The sequence below is a fragment of the Limnobacter sp. genome, assembly GCF_036405155.1.
In the GTDB taxonomy this organism is placed as follows: domain Bacteria; phylum Pseudomonadota; class Gammaproteobacteria; order Burkholderiales; family Burkholderiaceae_B; genus Limnobacter.
This window is the reverse complement of the sequence record NZ_DASWYD010000003.1, coordinates 182,926-202,825: the sequence shown is the minus strand read 5'-3', so window position 1 is coordinate 202,825 and position 19,900 is coordinate 182,926. Positions and strand designations below refer to the sequence as shown.

At 57.5% G+C, this 19,900-nt stretch carries 16 protein-coding genes; 7 read left to right on the top strand and 9 right to left on the bottom strand.

What is annotated here, in order from left to right; translation table 11 throughout:
- Positions 1-13: 13 nt before the first annotated feature.
- The 7 genes from VGE55_RS03490 to VGE55_RS03460 all read right to left on the bottom strand — a co-directional run bounded on the left by VGE55_RS03490 (position 14) and on the right by VGE55_RS03460 (position 8,516).
- On the bottom strand, positions 14-1,306 hold the full coding sequence (locus VGE55_RS03490) for a thiolase family protein (RefSeq protein ID WP_331130331.1): 1,293 nt from the start codon (positions 1,304-1,306) through the stop codon (positions 14-16).
- Entirely contained in the window at positions 1,303-2,211 is a 909-nt protein-coding gene (locus tag VGE55_RS03485; RefSeq protein ID WP_331130330.1) for a MaoC family dehydratase, read from the bottom strand. Before VGE55_RS03485 ends, VGE55_RS03490 begins: the two co-directional genes overlap by 4 nt.
- Before the next feature lie 12 nt (positions 2,212-2,223).
- Positions 2,224-3,366, bottom strand: a complete 1,143-nt coding sequence (locus VGE55_RS03480; RefSeq protein ID WP_331130329.1) for an acyl-CoA dehydrogenase family protein — start codon at positions 3,364-3,366, stop codon at positions 2,224-2,226.
- 32 nt (positions 3,367-3,398) lie between these two features.
- Positions 3,399-4,391: an alpha/beta hydrolase gene (locus VGE55_RS03475; RefSeq protein ID WP_331130328.1), complete on the bottom strand. Its 993-nt coding sequence runs from the start codon at positions 4,389-4,391 to the stop codon at positions 3,399-3,401.
- A 71-nt stretch (positions 4,392-4,462) separates the two neighbouring features.
- Entirely contained in the window at positions 4,463-5,470 is a 1,008-nt protein-coding gene (locus tag VGE55_RS03470; protein ID WP_331130327.1) for an AraC family transcriptional regulator, read from the bottom strand.
- 12 nt (positions 5,471-5,482) lie between these two features.
- Complete coding sequence (locus VGE55_RS03465; RefSeq protein WP_331130326.1) at positions 5,483-6,358, bottom strand: SDR family oxidoreductase; 876 nt, start codon at positions 6,356-6,358, stop codon at positions 5,483-5,485.
- 13 nt (positions 6,359-6,371) lie between these two features.
- Complete coding sequence (locus VGE55_RS03460) at positions 6,372-8,516, bottom strand: molybdopterin oxidoreductase family protein (protein ID WP_331130325.1); 2,145 nt, start codon at positions 8,514-8,516, stop codon at positions 6,372-6,374.
- A gap of 105 nt (positions 8,517-8,621) precedes the next feature.
- Between VGE55_RS03460 and VGE55_RS03455 the strand changes: the two genes are divergently transcribed.
- On the top strand, positions 8,622-9,074 hold the full coding sequence (locus tag VGE55_RS03455) for an SRPBCC domain-containing protein (protein WP_331130324.1): 453 nt from the start codon (positions 8,622-8,624) through the stop codon (positions 9,072-9,074).
- A 27-nt stretch (positions 9,075-9,101) separates the two neighbouring features.
- Here VGE55_RS03455 and VGE55_RS03450 read toward each other — a convergent pair whose 3' ends face one another.
- Entirely contained in the window at positions 9,102-9,368 is a 267-nt protein-coding gene (locus VGE55_RS03450; protein ID WP_331130411.1) for a YkgJ family cysteine cluster protein, read from the bottom strand.
- Between the two features lie 212 nt (positions 9,369-9,580).
- Between VGE55_RS03450 and VGE55_RS03445 the strand changes: the two genes are divergently transcribed.
- The 4 genes from VGE55_RS03445 (at position 9,581) to VGE55_RS03430 (ending at position 14,832) form a co-directional block, all read left to right on the top strand.
- Positions 9,581-11,623, top strand: coding sequence for a methyl-accepting chemotaxis protein (locus tag VGE55_RS03445; RefSeq protein WP_331130323.1), 2,043 nt, complete (start codon positions 9,581-9,583; stop codon positions 11,621-11,623).
- Between the two features lie 74 nt (positions 11,624-11,697).
- Positions 11,698-12,132, top strand: a complete 435-nt coding sequence (locus VGE55_RS03440) for a hypothetical protein (protein WP_331130322.1) — start codon at positions 11,698-11,700, stop codon at positions 12,130-12,132.
- A gap of 33 nt (positions 12,133-12,165) precedes the next feature.
- Complete coding sequence (locus VGE55_RS03435; RefSeq protein WP_331130321.1) at positions 12,166-13,410, top strand: MFS transporter; 1,245 nt, start codon at positions 12,166-12,168, stop codon at positions 13,408-13,410.
- A gap of 162 nt (positions 13,411-13,572) precedes the next feature.
- A complete protein-coding gene (locus tag VGE55_RS03430) occupies positions 13,573-14,832 on the top strand; it encodes a hypothetical protein (protein ID WP_331130320.1) in 1,260 nt (419 codons plus the stop codon).
- A gap of 46 nt (positions 14,833-14,878) precedes the next feature.
- Here the strand turns inward: VGE55_RS03430 and VGE55_RS03425 are convergent, their stop codons facing one another.
- Positions 14,879-16,018 carry a hypothetical protein gene (locus VGE55_RS03425; RefSeq protein ID WP_331130319.1) on the bottom strand — a complete coding sequence of 380 codons (1,140 nt, stop codon included), beginning with the start codon at positions 16,016-16,018 and terminating at the stop codon, positions 14,879-14,881.
- A gap of 326 nt (positions 16,019-16,344) precedes the next feature.
- Between VGE55_RS03425 and VGE55_RS03420 the strand changes: the two genes are divergently transcribed.
- Positions 16,345-17,511, top strand: coding sequence for an acyl-CoA desaturase (locus tag VGE55_RS03420; protein WP_331130318.1), 1,167 nt, complete (start codon positions 16,345-16,347; stop codon positions 17,509-17,511).
- A 144-nt stretch (positions 17,512-17,655) separates the two neighbouring features.
- On the top strand, positions 17,656-19,848 hold the full coding sequence (locus VGE55_RS03415) for a malate synthase G (protein ID WP_331130317.1): 2,193 nt from the start codon (positions 17,656-17,658) through the stop codon (positions 19,846-19,848).
- Positions 19,849-19,900: the final 52 nt, after the last annotated feature.

Genomic DNA, 19,900 nt, shown 5'->3' with positions numbered 1-19,900 from the left:
GGACAATGCCCCACTACGCGTTGGGATTCTTGAGCAAAATGGCCGCACCCAGACCCCCACCAGCACAACTGGACACCACCGCATAGCGCTGCCCCTCGGCCTGCAGTCGATTGGCAGCCGTGCTCAACAGGCGAATGCCAGTGGCTGCAAACGGATTGCCCAACGCCAAGGAACCACCCCAGGCATTCAATCGATCCAGCGGCAACTGGCCCGGGACTGTGCCTGAATGGTATTCGTCGGCAAACTCAGGCCGGGCCATGCAGGCCACATTTACCAGAATTTGGGCCGCAAAGGCCTCGTGCAATTCCCACACGCCAATGTCGTCCATGCGCAAACCATGGCGTGCCAACAACTTGGGGATGGTGACTGCTGGGCCGAGTAACATTTCGGTTTCCAGGTCTTTAACGGCGGAAAACTGGTAATCGACGACCACGGCTTTGGGCGTCAGGTCCATGGACTGCGCAGCCTTCTGGCTGGTCACCAACACGGCGGCTGAACCGTCGGTAAATCGCGATGAACCAGCCGCTGTAATCACGCCCTGTGCTTTGTCAAAGATGGGTTTCATCTTGACCAACTTTTCCTGTGTGCAGTCTGCACGAGGGGTGTCATCGTGGGTCACCGTGGTGTTCAGGCTGGGCACATGAACCGGCACAATGTCGTCTGCATATCGCCCTTCCGCAATGGCTGCCAAGGCCCGTTGATGACTGCGCTCAGTGAACGCATCGCAGTCAGCGCGCGACACTGAAAACTTTTTCACCATGGCTTCGGCACACACGCCCATCACTTTTTTGGTGGTGAAGTCGGTGCCCTTGGGCATTTCCGGAAGCAGATCGCGAGGGCGCAAGGCGGCCACCAGTTTGAGAATATTTTTGGCAGAGCTGTCCTGCCGCACTTTCATGGCGGCACGGCGAATGGTTTGGGAGAAACGAATGGGAATATCCGAAAAACTTTCCACACCACCTGCAATGCCTGCTTCGATACGTCCCAAGGCAATCATGTCGCACAAATTGGCAAACCCCACACTGGCCGACAAGCCCGCCATGGACGTGGTGTACGCCGGAATGGTGGCCGGCAATCCGGCGGTGAGCATGCTTTCGCGAGCCACATTGGAGGTTTCGATTTCATGCAGCACCGTGCCCATGGTCACCATGCCGATGCGGCCTATATCCACGCGGGTTTTGGCCACCAAGCCTGCAATCGATTGAGCGGCCAGCTCATACGTCATGAGGGGCGAATAAGCACCACCAGAATCCAGAAACGGGGTGCGTGCACCCGCCACCAACACCACGGTATTGGGCGTACTCATGCGCGCTGCTCCAGGCTGCGTTCCAAAAAGCGGCCCACCATGTGCAGGCTTCCATCCTGGGCCATCAGCCGAAGGCTGCGCCAGCCCTCAAAGTCAGCCTTTGTGCCCACCTGCACGGCCAGGTCGGCATTGGGCAGGGTGAGCGGTTTAATCCAGCGCACATCCAGCGCAGCAATCGTGTAGCCTGCGTTTTGCACACACTCATGGGTGCGGGCGAGTTGCCCAAAGCCATGCAAAATGAGGGTCTTGAAGCGGCTGCGCCGCCCCACTGCGGGCCAGGTGTGAATGGGGTTGAAGTCACCGGTCAACATCGCAAAGTTCAAGCCATCGTGAAACTCGGCGCTCCAACGGCCCACCGTGGTGAACGCTTCCTCATCGGCCGGTTTGCTGGTGGGCTTTTTGGACTTCGATTTGCCTTGGGGCACGGTGGAATAACTGTCGATGACCATGGCCATTTCGCGCGCGGCAGTCGACACCCGCACCTGGGTGTGAATGCGCACACGGTCTGGTTCCACACTCACATCCATCAAGCTGCCCGACAAGTGCAGGCCTTGCCCGCGCGGCAATGGTTGGTGGATTTCCATGCGCAAACCCTGGTTCAACAAAGCCAGCAAATTGTAGGGCGCCAAGGAACCCAAATTGGCCAGCATGGGCATGGCGAAGTGGCTGCAAAAATGGGGGGGAATTTCGCCATCGTAGCGGTCCGTGTCGGCACCGCTCCATTCCACATAGCTGTTAACCAGCGCGTCGGACATGGGCCGTACGCTTTGCTCCAAATGCACCGGCAATGCGGGTAACCGGGAGGGCCGCGTAACGGGATTGGCATTGCGAACAGCCGCCATGCCCATGCTGCGAATGTTCGCCAGGTGATGCACAAGGTATTTGACCGGGTAATCCAGTTGCATGGGGTTTGCTCCTTACAGGCCCAATTGTTTGCCAATGATCTCGTTCATGATTTCATACGTGCCGCCACCAATGGAGGCAATTCGGTTGTCGCGATACAAGCGCTCCACCAGTGATTCACGCATGTAGCCCATGCCACCAAAAATTTGAACCGCTTCGTAGGTGATGAAGTCTGAGGTTTTGGTGGCAAAGTTTTTCGCCATGGAGACTTCTTTCAATGCATTTTTTCCAGCGTGCATGCGGGCTGCCACGCGATACGTGAACTCGCGGCTGGCTTCCAGTTGGGTGGCCATGTCGGCGATTTTGTGGCGAATCACTTGGTGCTTGGACAAAGGCTTGCCAAAGGTGGTTCTGTTTTTGGCATAGTCGATCGCAGCATTCAAGGCGAGCTCGGACATCATGTTGGCATAACACGCCAAGCCCAAACGCTCACTTTCAAAATTGTTCATGATCATCAGAAAGCCACAGTTTTCCTGACCAATCAAGTTGCTTTTGGGCACCACCACATTGTCGAAAAAAAGCTCGGCAGTGTCGCTGCACCACCAGCCCATTTTTTTCAAAGGCTGGCCCGTGGTGAAACCGGGCATGCCTTTCTCCATCAACAACATGCTCACCCCGCCATACCCTTCCCCGCCGGTGCGTACGGCCACAGTGTAGTAGTCCGCGCGAATGCCCGAGGTGATGTAGGTTTTTGAGCCCGACACTTTGTAATGGTCACCACAGTCCACCGCACGGGTGGTCAAATTGGCCACATCCGATCCACCGCCCGGCTCAGTCACAGCCAGCGAAATAATTCTTTCACCGCGCAACACCTCAGGCACAACCCGCTGCTTCATGGCGTCACTGCCCCACTTCGCAATGGGTGGCAATGCTATGCCATGGGACATCAGGCTGGAAAAAAAACCGCCCGAGCCTGCGCGCAGCAGTTCTTCGGTCACCACCAGCATCATGAACACATCGCCTTCGGAGTTGCCACCCAATGCCTCGGGGTAGCCAACACCCAGGATGCCAGCCTCACCGGCCAGTGTGTACAGCTCGCGCGGAAAGGTGCCAGCCTCCTCCCAGTCCTGAATACCAGGGCTGACATGGCGCTCGACAAAACGGCGCACGTTGCGGCGAACTTCCTCGTGGGTTTCATTGAAATAAGTGGTGTACATGGTGGTCTCGTGGGGCGATGAAATGCTGGGGGTTAGGGATGAACAGTGGGCAGACTGCTGAGCTGGCGGATGCGATGCAGGTATTCCGGTGGTCGTTGTATGGTGCCCTGCCCCAGCCAACTGGCGGCAGCCTTCAGGGCACTGCGGCCTTCAGGCAAGCGGGGGGCAAACAGCAAAAAATCATGAAACATGTCCAACCACACATCAACGTGGCATTCATGCCCTGCGCTGCGCGCCTTTTGCACCAGTTGCAAACTGTCGACCATGAACAACTCGCGAGCACCGCATTGCACGTACACCGGTGGAAATGATTGCAAGCTGCCCAACAAGGGGGACACCTTGTTTTGCTGTCGATCGACGTTGCCCACATACGGGTCGGCGAACATGCGTTTTAACCACGCCCGGGCTTTGATTTCGTCCGCACCCAAAAATGCATCAACCACTTCCGGGCGGGTATCGCTCATGGCCAGTGATGGGTCCAGCCACGGTGAGCTGAGAAATACACGGCTGGGCAATGGCAAGCCTTGCTCAATCAATGCATGGCACAGGGCCATGCTGAGGTTGCCACCGGCAGAGTCCCCGGCCAATACCAAGTCCTCGGGTGCGTGTTGTTCCAGCAAGGCTTTCCACACCGCGACAACATCGTTCAAACCGGCTGGAAACGGCGATTGGTCCATCAAGGTGTAGTCGGGCACCCAGGCTGTGGCAATGCCAGCCCGCTGACACAAACGGCCAACAAAATGGCGGAAATCCCGCGCACTGCCAAACGCAAAACCACCGCCGTGCAGGTAGAGCAATACCAGACGGTCGTTGGCCACTGGCCGGTGGTTTTCTATCACCTCCACCGGAATGTGCTGCACTTGAATGGCGTGGTGCGTGCACTGCGCCGGTGGCTTGGACAGGGTGTGCAACAGGCGGGTCATGAATGCACCCACCCGCCACACCACATGGGGGTTGGTGGCTTGCAAGAGGCGACGCTGGCACAAGCGAAGAAACAGGGTGATGACTTTGGCAAACAGGCTCATGCAGCCATGTTGGCGTGGTGGTCGTCAAAGGCCAAGGGCAAAGCTCGACAGCATGGGGGTAAATAGCGACATTACTGCCGATATTGAGCCTGGTATTCCTGGGGTGACATGCCGAACCAGCGCTTGAACGCCCGGCGGAAATTGGACACCTCCTGATACCCCAGGCTGAGGGCCACCGACTCCACCGTGTGGTTGCCTGTCTGCAAACTGATTTGCGCTTGACGAGCCAGTTCAGCATCACGCAACCGCTGGTAAGTGGTGCCCTCCGAACGCAGATTGCGCATGAGGGTTCGCGATGAAGCGTGAAAGTGGCGGGCGACCTGCTCACAGGTCCAGATTTGACCTGGATTGGAGCGAAGAATTTCGGTAACCCGTGCAGACCAGCCTTGAGGACGCTGCTGTTCCAGCAACAGTTGCTCACAGCGCGCCAGTGCCAAGGCGTAGGTTTCCAGGTCCGCCATGGGGTTGGGCATCAGTGCCAGGCCTGCCGGCACCACAATCTTGGTTTGAGGCCGATCGAACTGGCAGGGTGCACGCAGGTAATGCACGTATTCTGCTGTGTAGGCGGGTGCCGGATAGGCCAATTCAATCCGAATGGCCGGGCTGGGGCGACCAATGATCATGCCCAAGTGATTGACCATGGTGGCCAACACAGCCTCACAGAAAAAGCGCCCCACTTCATCCAGGGGAACCGCCATGCGGACGATGACCGCGAAATGGTCGTTGCCCACATGGCCTTCCATACGGGCAAAGCCGCCGCGTATGTCGTGAAATTTCTCGGTGGCTTTCCAGGCTTGGCCCAGGGTTGGCGATGAGGCAATGGCAGTGCCCAAAGGGCCATGGGCTGCCAAATGCAGGTTGGCCCCCCAACGCAACCCCAGTGCGGGGTTGCCACTCAGTTGCAGCGCATTGCGCACAATCGTGGCCTGCGTATCCGCATCGATGTGGGTGTTGAGTTCCACCAAGTCACGGGGCGTGAGCCGCGTGCCCCGAAGCAACGCCAATTGCCCTTTGTGGTCCAGGCCTTGTTCCCGCGCCAACGTGCGTGTGTAGGTGATGGGAAAAACCACTTCACTCACAGCCTGCAGCCCTCAAACGGTGGTGTATTGTGCAACCCAGGCTTCGGACTCGGCCCACAACCGTTCAACCAGCGCTTCGTCGTCGGCTGCCTGAGAATACCTTACCGGCTTGCAGCGGTCGTAATACAAACCGGACTGCCCCGCTGCTTGCGGGCTGGTGGCGCAGTACAAGGTGGTTTGCGCGCCGTCCTCGGGCGAAATCATGAACAGCTTGATGAGCGGCTGTAAAAAACCGGGAACACTTCGCCACACCTCGGTTGCAACCACGCCGGGGTGCAATGCATACGCCGTGATGCCCGTGCCCTTTAAGCGTTTGGCCAGCCCTTTGACAAACAGCATGTTGGCCAGTTTGGCCTGACAGTACTCCTTCAAGCCACCCGGGCTTTGCGTGGGCTGCCTTAGGCTGTCAAAGTCCAACCCCTTAACCCGCAAGTGCGCACGGCTGGACACCACCACGATGCGGGCTGAGGGGGCTGCTTTCAATGCAGGCATCAGCAATTGGGTCAATAAAAAATGGCCCAAATGGCACACGCCGAAGGTGAGCTCAAATCCTGAGCTCGACAAGCCCTTGTTGCCCGCCAACCCTGCATTGTTGATGAGCAGGTTCAGGGGCATTTTCTTGTTCAAAAAATGCTGTGCGCAAGCCTGTACCGAATTCAAATCTCCCAGGTCCAGCGATACAAATTCCGCCTTGGCGGTACCGCCGCTGCGCTGCTGGATATCCCGCAGAACCTCCTCAGTTTTCGACTGGTTTCGGCAGGCCAAAAAGACATGGTAGCCCTGCAAAGCGAGCGTGGTGGCGGTGACACGGCCTATGCCGGTGTTGGCACCGGTAATCAATGCAACCTGACCATTGGGCGTCACCATGCGACTGGCTGGGTGAGTCATTGTAGAAATTCCTTCAAAGGGTGGGGCTGTATTCATCAGCGAGCAATACGGTCACTGGCAAACCATTGAGCGCGGCGTTGCCCGACAATTCATCGAGCCAGCGCTCGTCGGTGAGGTCGTTACAACTTTCACCGGCATGGGCCTGTGCAATGCTTTGCCGTACACCCGGCCGGTCGTGACCCCAACCGTGCGGCACACTGACCACACCGCGCATCACGGTGTCGGTGATTTCAACCGGCAGGCGAATTTCGCCCACTCGGCTCACAATGCGCACCGCGCCGTCTGTACCTACACCCAACTGCTTTGCATCATCCGGGTGAAGCATGGCCGTGCAACGGTCGCGCCCCTTCACCAAACGTTCGCTGTTGTGCATCCACGAGTTGTTGCTGCGAATGTGCCGTCGACCAATCAAGCGGTGCGTGCCCTGAAGCACTGTCTCACCGCCCTGCCCTTGGTGCGCCAGTGCATCCACATAGCTGCGGGCCGCCTGCATCACAGGCTCGGGCGCTGCATCAATGTGCTTGTGCGGTGTTTGCAAACGGTCGGGAAAGCTGGGCTTCAACGGCCCCAAATCAATGCCGTGTGGGTTGGCCTTCAATGCAGCAAAACTGAGCTTGTGTTCGCTGTTCATGCCATACGGGCCCATTTGCAAGCCCATGTCGAGAATCATCTGGGGAGGCATGGAAGGCCGGCTGGGCTTGCCCGACTTGGCTGCAAAGCAGCTGGCCAAGCGGTCCATCAACTCCCAATCGTCCAGCGCTCCCGTTGGCTTGGGCAAGGTGGCCTCGCTGTATTTGGCCTGGTTTCGCACACCAAAGATGTTGAAAATCAGGTCGTAATGGTCGTGCTCCAACGGTGACGTGGTTGGCAAAATCAAGTCGGCATGCCGTGTTGTTTCGTTGATGTACAGGTCTATCGACACCATGAAATCCAGACTGGCCAGGGCCTGGTCCAATTGCCGACCATTGGGTGTGGACAACACCGGGTTGCCCGCCACGGTCACCATGGCTCGAATTTGGTCTGGGCCCTCGGTCAGTATTTCCTCGGCCATGATGGAGCATGGAAACTCGCCCAGAGCCTCTGGCCTTTGACTGACACGGCTGTGCCAACGGGCGTAGCTGCCAGGCTTGCTGTTGGGGGCTGCAATCAAGTCCAGTGCAGGGTGGGTGACCAAAGCCCCACCCACTGCATCCAGATTACCGGTGACGAGGTTTAAAACTTGAATGGCCCATTGGGCCAGCGAACCATGGCGCTGGGTGCAAGCCCCCATGCGCCCATAGGCCACGGCCCGGGGTGCTGCAGCAAACTGGCGGGCGATGTTCACGATCTGCTCGGCCGGGATGCCACAGTCGGCCGCAGCCATGGCCGGTGTCACCGTGCAAATCACTGCCAAGGCCTCATCCAGACCCTTGGTGTACGGGCTCAAATGGTGAGCCCGAACCAGGCCTTCTGAGACAATGGTCTGGATAACGGCGAACAAGAACGCAGTGTCGCCACCCGGCTGGATGGCATGGTATTGGGTGGCCAGTTCGGCGGTTTCTGTTTTTCGGGGGTCCACCACCACCAGTTGTCCACCCCGTGCCTTCAAGGCTTTCAAGCGGTGCGTCACATCGGGCACGGTCATCAAGCTGCCGTTGCTGGCCAGGGGGTTGGCACCCAGCATCAAGAAATAATCGGTGTGGTCGATATCGGGAATGGGCAACAACAGTTGGTGACCGTACATCCAGTAGGCCATCAACTGGGCTGGCAACTGGTCAACCGACGTGGCTGAAAACCGGTTGCGGGTTTTGAGCAGACCCAGAAAATTGGGACTGTGCGTCATCAGGCCCCAATTGTGTACATTTGGGTTGCCCTGGTACACACCCACCGCATTGGGCCCATGTTGGGTTTGAACTGCCAGCAGGCCTTCACAGGCGCGTTCGATGGCCTCATCCCACGAAATTTCAACCCACTGACCGTTTCGTTTCAAGACCGGTTGTCGCAAGCGATCGGGATCCTCATGGATGTCCTGCAAGGCGACAGCCTTGGGACAAATGTGCCCACGGCTGAATGGATCGTTTTCGTCGCCTTTGACTGACACCACACGGCCGTCGTTGACCTCGATCTTCAGGCCGCAAATAGCCTCGCACAAATGGCAGGCGCGGTAGTGGGTGCTCATGGGGGTCTCCTGTGTGGGTGTGGACACTGCGGTGTCTCTACTATCATTGTTGCATGAAATAATGCACCATCGTGACTAGCCGTATTCCACCAAACCAAAAGCACCATGCGTGAAATCAGAACCGACATTCTCATCCAAGCCAGTAAAAAAGCCATTTGGTCTGCACTGACAGACTTTGAGCACTTCCCTGAATGGAACCCGTTCATCACGAGAATTCGCGGAACCGCCACGTTGGGCGATACAGTCCGCTTCCATGCCCACGTGAATGGACGGCTGTTTAAATTTGCAGCGAAAGTTCGACGGTGCGATGAGGGGAAGAACCTGACTTGGGGCGCACCCGACAACCCGTTGCTGGCGGCGCTGTTTGCAGGTGAGCACTATTTCACCATTGAGGAGTTGTCACCGGAACAGTGTCGTTTCATTCACGGCGAACGGTTTTCCGGGGTAGTGGCCCATGCCATGTGGTCACAAATTCGCCTTGCTAAACAGGCTTACCTTGCCATGAATGAGGCGCTCAAGCAGCGGGTGGAGTGTCCGATACAAACCATTCAAGACTAGGATCACCCTTCATGCGCGCATGGTCAATCATGCAGCGCTCTGTGGCTTGGTCAACCGCTCCAGGTCACCCAACCAGCGCAACGCGAATTCGCGTTCATCCCCACACATTTCCACACTGGGTTGCAGCCCCCCACAACATGCAGGGCGCTCGGGTTTGCCAAACAATCGGCATTGCATGGCCTCATCCAGTTGCACACAGGGCACCCCTGCAGGTTTGCCCTGAGGCATGCCGGGTATGGGGCTCGTGATGGACGGTGCGATACAGCAAGCACCGCACCGGGCGCGGCATTCCATGGGCAGGTTCATTAAAAAGTGGGGGAGCCCCAAAATAGCGGGGGGTGGCATTCAAGGCTGCACTGTAGCCCAAAACTTGTTCAATTTTAAGGCTTTATTCAACCGATTGGGTTAACTCTATTTCACATACAGTGACTCAAAACCGGGCATGACGAACCCATCCAATCCAACAATTCCGATCCCGGAACTCTCGACACTGGGGAAAAAACACCATGATCATTCTCTCTCGGTCATCGTTGACCAAACAGATTTCCGTCTTTTCAGCCGGCGTGATTCTGACCACCATGGCTGTGCTGACGACCGTGGTGACCATCACCGGTCATCAGGACGCCATGGAAGGGGCGCGAACCGACCTGAAACAACAATCCCAAACAGTACAAAAAGTGCTGGATGGTTACTTTGATGCGGTCAACACCCGCGCAGAACGACAGTTTCGATTGCTGGAACAATGGCTGCCTGGCGACCTGATCGAACAAGCGCAACTCATCAACACGAACGGACGTGACTTGCCAACATTGATGATTGCGGGTACACCAGTGAACGGCAACACCGACCTGTTGAATTCGTTCAAATCACTGACAGGCGATGAAATTGCCTTTTTGTCGGTATACAACGGCAAGGTTTACCGGGCCAGCACCTTGCTGCGCAAGGACGGCAAAGCCATGCATGGCAGCGAAATTTCACTGACCGACCCCGTGGGTGCAGCATTGTCTGCCGGCAAGGACTACAGCGGCTTGACCGTGCGTGGTGGCAAATATTTCTTCAGCAAAGTGAAAGCCATTCGCGATCCTCAAGGTCGCGTGTTTGCAGGCTTGTCGATCCGCATCTCCCTGGACAGTGAACTGGGTCAAATCCGCGAACTGTTTGGCAACCTGCACATTGCAGACACCGGCATGGTCGGCATCGTTCGCGTGGGCGGTGATGATACTGGTGGCGGTGAGTGGGTTCTTCACCCATCCCTGGAATCCAAAACCATTCTGGAAATGCCCAAGGATTCGAGCTGGGCAGCCAGCACGCTGGACACCATCAAAAACCAACCCGAGGTGGGTGAACTGGCCGTGAACCTGCAAGATGGCTCTGCCACCGACACCATGCTTTCAACCGCATTTTCCAAATCCTGGAAATGGTTGGTGGTGGTCACTGCACCCAAAAGCGAATTTCTGGCCAGCAGCAACCACACGCGTAACCAGATTATTCTGGCTGGTATTCTCGCCTCGCTGGTGTGTGCCGGTGCCATGTTCTGGTTGTTGAAAAACCGCCTTCGTCCCCTGACAGAGGTGGCCGATGCATTGCACCGCCTGGGTCAAGGCGACCTGAGTGCGCAAGTGAAAAACGCCCAGAATGACAGTCGCAACGAAATCGATGTGATTGGGGTCTCCCTGAACAAAACCAGCGAACAGGTGCGCAACCTGATCCGCGGTGTGGAGACAGCTTGCGACGAAATCGCCCAGTCCTCAGAGGCCCTGGTTCAGCAAGCACGCGTGGCGAAAGATTGCTCCGAGCAACAATTCGATGCGTCGTCCAACATGTCGGCCACGGTTGAAGAAATGCACGCCACCGTGTGCCAAGTGGCCGACAACGCCGCTGAAGCCGCAGCAGCCAGTGGCCATGTGATTGAAGAAACAGCTCGTGGCCGTCAAATGGTGGGCGGTACTGTGAACGACATGAGCACGATCTCTGCACAGGTGGAGCAATCCGCTGCAGTCATTCAATCGCTGGGCTCCAGCTCCCAACAAATTCTGAACATCGTGAATGTGATTCAGGAAATTGCCGACAAAACCAACCTGCTGGCACTGAATGCCGCCATTGAAGCGGCGCGCGCCGGTGAACAGGGTCGAGGTTTTGCCGTGGTGGCCGACGAAGTGCGCAAACTGGCTGAGCAAACCAGCCAATCCACACAGGAAATTTCGAGCACCGTCGGTAACATCGTTCACCAAACTGAACAAGCCGTTGAAAAAATGGCTGCGGTGCGCCTGGGCGTGTCCGAGGGTGTTGAACGGGCCCATCAGGCAGGCTCGGCACTTGACGAAATCGATACCTTGATTGAACGCTCTGCCGTACGAGCAAACGACATTGCCCACAGCACCGGGGAGCAGAAGATTGCCACCGAGCGTTTTGCCGAGGCGGTCATGAAAATCACGGAACTGGCACAACGAAACAACTCGGCCTCCGAAAGCAGCGAACAAGCCGCCCGCCAAATGACCGAGTTGTCTCAGCGATTGAAAGCAGCACTGCAAAAGTTCAAGACAGCCTGAACCCTTCCCCCATGACCTGTTCCTGCCCTGCAATCGCCCTATAATCGGGCGATTGCACTGTTGGGACGGACACCATGAATTCAGAATTAGCCAGCCAGACCTTGGTGCTCAGCGCCGGTCTGGCGATTACTTTTTCATGCCTGCTGGGCTTCGTGATGCTGGGCATCCTTCAACGCCTTCATGACAAGCCAGGCTCTGTCAAAGTGAATCTTCGCCAAATTGGCGCGGCCCATTTGGACTGGATCATGCTGGCACTGATGCTGGGGCTCATCACCCTGTACATTCAAGTGTTCAAACTGCCACAGGTGCCGCACTGGATTGTTTGGGCCTTCGTCTTCGGTGCCTGGGTCAACCCACTGTCCTACCTGTTTCGCGCCTTTGGCGTGAATGCCTTTGTTTTTGCTGGCCCACCGCTACAACGCCTGAGTGCAGCCTTGGGCGGTGTTTCCACGGCGCTGGTGGTGTCGGCTTGGCTGGGTCTGTTCTGGCAAACCTGGATCACGCGCTAACACAACCCATCGCTGCACTCGAAGAGCCCTTGCATGACTGCCCCTCGTCGATCACCCCTGGCCGATTGGCCCTTTCTCGCCCTGATGGCCTTTCGGATTGGCATCACCCTGAGCTATCAAATCGTGACAGTTGCCGTGGGTTGGCATGTGTTCAGCCTGACCAACAATGTGCTCACCCTGGGCTGGGTGGGCCTGGCCGAGGTCGTGCCGTATTTCGCCACAGCCCTGCTGGCTGGCCACTATGTGGATACCTACTCTCGCCAAAAACTGACGGTGTTGGCCGCGGTCATTCATACCCTGCTGGCGGCTGGCATTGCCTTCTTCACCCACACCCCGCACAGCTGGACAGTGGCTTTTCTGTATGGGGCTGTGGGGGTGAGTGGTGTCAGCCGGGCGTTCGTGCGGCCCTTGTACCAAGCCTTGATGGCCTCGGTTCTGCCCCGTGAACTGTATGCCCGTGGCAGTGCGGTCAGTGCCACCGCCTTTCAGGCTTGCCTGGTGCTGGGCCCCGCCGCCAGTGGCCTGGTGATTGCCGGGTTTGGCGTCACTGCCGCGTATGGCTTGGCCGCTGTGTTGGCAGCCTTGTCCCTGCTGGCCTGCTTGTTCATGAAAACCGTGTACGAACTGCCGCAAGCAGCACCGGCACCCGTGTTCAGCAGCATTCGGGAAGGGCTTAAGTTTGTATTTGGCCACAACATCATTCTGGCAGCGCTTTCACTGGACATGTTTGCCGTGCTGTTTGGTGGCGCAGTGTCGATACTCCCCGCCTTCATTGCCCAAGTGTTGCACGGCGACCCAGCCATGCTGGGCTTGCTGCGGGCTGCACCCGCCATTGGCTCCACTGTGGTTGGCGTGGCCTTGGCACGCTTCACCATCGATCAAAAGGCGGGCGCCATCCTGCTGTGGTGTGTAGCCGGCTTTGGGGTTTGCATTATCGGGTTTGGACTGTCCACCACGGTGCACATGGCTTTTGTGTGTCTGCTGCTGTCTGGGGCTTTCGATGGTGTTTCGGTCGTGGTGCGTTCTACCATTCTTCAACTGAGCACGCCCGATGACATGCGGGGCCGCGTGTCGGCCATCAATGGCATCTTCATTGGCTCATCGAATGAGCTTGGGGCGTTTGAGTCGGGCATGGCGGCCAGTGCGCTGGGGCTGGTTCCCTCCATCGTGGCTGGCGGCGTGGTGACGTTGCTGGTGGTGTTGGTCACCGACCGCCAATCACCGGGACTACGGCGACTCAACATGGCTGACCTGGTGGGTACCCACGTCCGCCACTGACGTGCAATCGCTGCCAGAAACCAGCCGAAAATCCGAAAAATCAAACCATTAAAAAATTTTACACACTCACTTGATTGTAGTAATTTCCTCCGATACCATGTCAGCGTTTTACCTACAAATGATTAACCATAATTAGGTAATGTTTCTACAGGAACAACCACAATGACAACAGACATCGGTACACAAGGCAGCATCGCTCAGGCATCGGACGTTCGGGGCAACGTCACCCTGGTTCGTGAAGGTCAACCTCCAATGCAACTGACCAGTGGCATGGAAATTCGCAGCGGGGACGTGCTGCGCTCAACCCCTGGATCCATCGCCATGGTCAGCATACCGGGCACTGTTGGACAAATTGCCTCCGTGCTGGAAGTGTCCAGCGGTGCGGAGGCCCAGTTGCACCTCGAACGCAGTCCAGGCCAAGATGGCCATGTGGTGGTGGAACGCGTGAGCCCGGACAATGTGGGTGATTTGGCCCTCACTCAAGACATGGCTGGCGACAATCAGGCAGCCGTGATTGCAGGGGAAGATGGCGCAGACGGTATGACGGGCCTCGTGGGCGCTGGCTTGCTGGCAGGTGCTGGTGGTGGCCTGCTCTTCCCTGCGGCGGGCGCAGCAGCCGCATTTGTAGCGCTGGGCGACGGTGGTGGTTCAGACACCCCGGTGGACAATCCGCAAACAGCCGACCCCATTATCACGCCTGCCGATAGCGCAGGCGGTTTGACCGCCACGGTCGAGAATCTGAGTGAACACCTTGACGCACTCACTGCCCCAGTGCCGGTGGTGGGCACGCTGGTGGACACAGTCACCGACGTGCTCGCCGGCAATGGCGGCAGCGACAGTCTGATTGGCCTGTCGGTGGGCGGTGTGACCAATACGCTCCTGAATTTGAGTGATCAGTTTGCCAGCGCAACCGACGGGGTTCCTGTGGTCGGAGACGCGGCCGACATCCTTCACGCCATCATCACCGGCAGCAACGATGGTGGCCTCGCAGGCATCGCATCCGGGCTTGGTGGCGGTCTGGATGGCGCGTTGCACAGTACACCGCTTGCACCGCTGGGCGACGCACTCAACCTGGTGCTCAACGGGGGCGATGCAATTCCGGTTGAACCGCTCAGCGGTGGTTTGGTGGGTGGGCTGCACGTGGTGGCCGATGGTGTCGATGGCCTGGCCACAGGAACACCTGCAGAACCTCTGGCCCACATGGTGGCCGATTTGCTGGGCACATCGGGGGTTGCGACACCTGAATTGATCGGTGGGGGCACGGTTGGACTGTTAACCGGCGCAGGTGGCGCAGAGGCCTCTTCGGCATTGTCGTCGCTGCCCGTGGTCGGTCAATTAACCTCGATTGCATCTTCGGCCGCTGCAGAATCCCCTTTGGGCGGCGCACTGGATTTGAACCACTTGCTGCACCCCAGCGTTTGACCACCCTGGCCCGGTGAACCTGCTCCGTTGGGACTCGTTCACCGGGTTAGGTCAACGCAATCCTGCAGACTTGGTCCATTGACACCCAATAGACATCCCGATTCCAACCAGGACAGGGAAACACAACACCTTGCATGTGCCCCGGCGTTTTGATGCGGGCCAGCTCATGACCGCTCTGCAGGTCCAGTGCAACCACGTGCTCGGTCAAATACCGATAGTCATTGATCCACAACACGCCCGACCGGTCCATGAGCAGCATGTGGCTTGCGCAGCCAAAACCAGACTTGCTCCACAACAGTTCGGGAGCTCTCACGGAATCGGCCTGAAAGCGCCAGGCTTTCAACACTGTGTTGGCAGAGTCGTAGCCCAACACCACGCCGTGGAGCGGACTCACCAGTGGCGGGTTGGTCACACTACCCCCCATCAAGCCCGACACATCACTGCGCCACACCTGATCGGGATTGCTCAACGAGACGCGCACCAGCCGATTGGCCGTGGGAGACACCCCTGCACCCACCATCTTGAACAGGTAGCGGTGATGACCATTGTCCATCAACCAAGCGGAGTGTCCATCCAGCACCATGTCCCAACCAAAGGTATTGATGGACGTGCCCATGTAGTCTGGAATCCAGTCTTTGTCCAGGCTCAAACCCTGAGCCTGATCATCCACACGGTAACGGTACAAATGGCGCATGCCAGCCACGTACACGGTGTTGCCGCTGGCGCTCAGCCGGGCAATCGATGGTTCAGCGCATTGAATGGGCCGGCAGACGGGCAGCAAGGTGTCGGGGTGCAACACCTGAATGCAGGCTGCAGTGGTTTGCGACAGGTTTTTGGTGACAACCCAGCCATTGTCCAAGACCACAAACGAATTGTGTGGCTCATCGATCATCAACTCACGGTGGGCGATGACCTGCAGCTGCCGGTTCAACAAATGCGCATGGCGACCATACACCACCAGGATGTTTCCGGAAGCCAGCATGGCCAGGCCACCCGGCCACATGGGGCCACCGGGCAAGCGCGGCGACTGGCGAATGGTTTTCAAGGTGATCGGGTCAATCTGATCCACCCGTGCCGTGGTTGGCAGCCCGAGCTTTGCCCGCAAGGCCGAATGGGTCAGCAAAAAAACTTCCCCGGGTTCGCCCAACACCACCATCGTCGAGAGTTGGGTTCGTCGATGGGTCAATTGCAACCGTGCATTTTCTGGCCAACCAAACCCAGGCCAATTTTGTAAACGCGCAGGGCCAGCATCTTCAGTTGGCCAAGGGCTGTTGAAGTAACCGGGAAAGACAGGATGACTCGACATATTGTCAATATGTAAATAATTTTGGGCAGTTTAACTCAAATACCCTACAAACCGATCGGTAACTTGCTGACAAATCACCGCTTCCCTGTTCAGGAAATGTTGGATTCTGGCAATTGAGGCCCATTATTTGAGGTGTTTGTCCGATGAACGTCACAGGAAATCCGTATGATTCGGTCTGACTTCTCAACATTCATGACGAACACTCCATGACCACACGCGTTGACCCCAACAGCCCCAAAAACTGGGCTGCCATCATTGTGCTGTTTGGCACAGCCATTGCCGCTCTCACTGTCATTCCTGCATATGCCTGGTTTCACGACTTTTCGACCGCAGCTTGGGTCAGTTTCGTGGTGTTGGCCATTCTGAATGGCATGTCCATCACGGGGGGGTATCACCGGCTGTGGGCGCACCGCACTTATGAAGCCCATTGGCTGGTGCGGCTGGTGTTCATGGTGTTTGGCAGCATGACGCTGCAAAACAGCATTCTGATTTGGGCCTCTGGCCACCGCACCCACCACCGCCACGTGGACGACCCCGAACATGATCCCTACTCTGCCAAGCGCGGTTTCTGGTTCTCCCACATGGGCTGGATGCTGAAACGGTATGAATCCGGCGCAGACAACTTCAGCAATGCGCCAGACCTGTTGAAAGATCCACTCGTGATGTTCCAGCACAAGCACTATTACGCGCTGGCTTGGGGCACCAACCTGGGTATTCCCCTGCTGATCGGCTACTTGGCCGGTGACGTGTGGGGTGTATTGCTGCTGGGCGGCTTGCTTCGCCTGGTGTGGTCTCACCAAACCACCTTCTTCATCAATTCGCTGGCCCACATTTGGGGTCGTCGCCCATACACCGATGAAAACACAGCCCGTGACAATGACCTGCTGGCCATCTTCACCTACGGCGAGGGTTATCACAATTACCACCACCTGTTCCAGTATGACTACCGCAACGGCGTTCGCTGGTACCAACTGGACGCCACCAAGTGGCTGATCGCCAGCTTGTCCTGGGTTGGCTTGACGAAAAACCTGAAACGCTGCCCCAAATTCGCGATCGAAAAGGCCCGTGCCAGCATGCAGTTCAAGCGGGCGCAGGAAAAACTCGACGCACAACCCTCCACCGTTCAAGCCCAGCTGGAAGCCTTCAAAGAACGCCTGAGCCTGGAGTATGACCATTTCAGCAAGGCACTGCAGGATTGGGCCAAACTGAAAGAAGCTTGGTATGAAGACACCAAGAATTCACTCAAAAACGGCGACACACTGAAAGCCTACAAAGCCCGGTTCAAGGCGCTGGAACGCCAAATGAAAGCCCAGCGCAAGCGCCTGCAAGCGCTGGTGGCCGAAGTGCCCAGCCCACGCCTTTCCATGGCCTGAGGCCCAAAGGTCTGCACTCGGGGGCTGTTCTGGTTAGCCCCCATTCGAGTGAACCCCTAGTTTCCTTTACAATAGTCGGTTTCGGCGCTCTGCCCTGTATCGGGCAGGGTGCGCCCAATTTGATCCATTGCTGAGGTTCTAGACATGACAGAACGCACCACCGTTCATGGCCTGAAAGTGGCCACCAAGCTGTACAACTTTGTGAACGAGCAAGTGTTGCCCGGCACAGGCATTGAATCCGCCAAGTTCTGGGCTGGTTTTGACGCCATCGTCAAGGAACTCGCGCCCAAAAACATTGCCCTGCTGGCCGAGCGTGATCGCATCCAGTTGGAAATGGATGCCTGGCACAAGGCCAACCCCGGCCCCATCACCAACATGCCCGCTTACCAGGAATTCCTGAAAAAGATTGGCTACCTGGTTGAACAACCCGCCAATGTGAAAGCCACCACCACCAACGTGGACGACGAGCTGGCCACACAAGCAGGCCCCCAACTGGTGGTGCCCATTCTGAATGCCCGTTACGCACTGAACGCCGCCAACGCCCGCTGGGGTAGCTTGTACGACGCCCTGTACGGCACCGACGTGATTTCTGAAGAAGGCGGTGCAGACCGCGCGGGTGCATACAACCCGGTGCGTGGCGCCAAAGTGATTGAATTTGCCCGCAACTTCCTGGACCAGTCGTTCCCCTTGCAAGGCGGTAGCCACAAAGATGCAGCCGGTTACGCTGTTGAAGGCGGCGCACTGAAAGTGGCCCAGAAAAACGGTGGCGTGGCCACACTGGCCAACCCTGCCCAATTCGTGGGCTATCAGGGCGATGCAGCCAACCCATCCTCCGTGCTGCTGAAGAACAACGGCATCCACTCCGACATCATCATCAACCGCAACACGCCGATTGGCGCATCCGACGCAGCCGGCGTGGCCGACGTGGTCATGGAAGCAGCCCTGTCCACCATTCTGGACCTGGAAGACTCGGTTGCTGCAGTGGATGCAGACGACAAGGTTGTGGCTTACAGCAACTGGCTGGGCATTCTCAAAGGTACGCTGACCGAGTCCGTCAGCAAGGGCGGAAAAACATTCACCCGTGGCTTGAACGGTGACCGCAAATACACAGGCGCAAACGGTGAGCCTGTGACCATGCATGGTCGTTCGCTGCTGTTCCTGCGCAACGTGGGCCACCTCATGACCAACCCTGCCATTTTGTACGACGGCGACAAGGAGATCCCCGAGGGCATCATGGATGCGGTGATCACAACCACCATCGCCCTGCACGACCTGAAGGGCAACGGAGCCAACGGCATTCGCAACAGCCGCAAGGGCTCGGTGTACATCGTGAAACCCAAAATGCACGGCCCCAAGGAAGTGGGTTTTGCGGCCGAACTGTTCAGCCATGTTGAAAAGCTGCTGGGCCTGGCCGACAGCACCGTGAAGCTGGGCATCATGGACGAAGAGCGCCGCACATCGGTCAACCTGAAGGCCTGCATTGCCGCTGCTGCCAGCCGTGTGGCCTTCATCAACACCGGTTTCCTGGACCGCACTGGCGACGAAATGCACACCGCCATGCAAGCCGGCGCCATGATCCGCAAGGCCGACATGAAGAGCAGCGCCTGGATTGCGGCGTACGAAAAGAACAACGTGCTGGTGGGTTTGAGCTGTGGCTTGAAAGGCCGTGCACAAATCGGCAAGGGCATGTGGGCCATGCCCGACCTGATGAAAGCCATGCTGGAACAAAAAATTGGTCACCCCAAAGCCGGTGCAAACACCGCCTGGGTACCCAGCCCGACGGCTGCGACACTGCACGCCCTGCACTACCACCAGGTGAGCGTGGCTGCCGTTCAAGCCGAACTGGAAAAGATTGATGCCGATGCAGAGCGCCCAGGCATTCTGGCCAACCTGCTGCAAGTGCCCGTGGCCACCAACACCAACTGGTCGGCCGCTGAAAAGCAGCAGGAGCTGGACAACAACGCCCAAGGTATTTTGGGTTACGTTGTTCGCTGGGTTGATCAGGGTGTGGGTTGCTCCAAGGTGCCCGACATCAACAACGTGGGCCTGATGGAAGACCGCGCCACGCTGCGTATTTCCAGCCAGCACATCGCCAACTGGATTCACCACGGTATTGTTACGGAAGCCCAAGTGATGGAAACCATGAAGCGCATGGCTGCCGTGGTGGACCAGCAAAACGCTGGTGACCCCCTGTACAAGCCCATGGCTGGCAATTTTGAAAACAGTGCTGCGTTTAAAGCCGCTTGTGACCTGGTGTTCAAGGGACTGGAACAGCCTGCTGGCTACACAGAACCCCTGCTGCACGCCTGGCGCCTGAAGGTAAAGGCCGCTGCATAAATTTTGGTTGGTGGGCGCCCCACCGGGCGCTTGTCGTGACACGAAAAACCCG